Source organism: Myroides injenensis M09-0166, from assembly GCF_000246945.1.
Classification (GTDB): Bacteria; Bacteroidota; Bacteroidia; order Flavobacteriales; family Flavobacteriaceae; genus Flavobacterium; species Flavobacterium injenense.
On sequence record NZ_BAEX01000208.1, the window covers coordinates 1 to 204 of the forward strand.

Sequence of the window (204 nt, forward strand, 5' to 3'; positions counted from 1 at the left end):
GTAGCTACTGTTCCTTTAGCAGCTTGTCCAGAGTTTAATTTACCACTTGTTACTGAGTTATCTGCTAAACTCAATGATACATCCCCTAAAGTTGCATTAGTACCATTTGATACCTCAATAATACTATCACCTGTAATACTTCCTTTACCATCTAGATTTGCTGTAGAAACTTTGCTATAAGTTACTTTACCTGCTCCATCTGCT

The 204-nt window shown here is 36.3% G+C and carries 1 protein-coding gene; it reads right to left on the minus strand.

The genetic code is table 11. The features are described 5' to 3' along the window. Positions 1-204: hypothetical protein (locus tag RH98_RS15825; protein ID WP_010258329.1), on the minus strand; the 204-nt coding region annotated here is incomplete at both ends.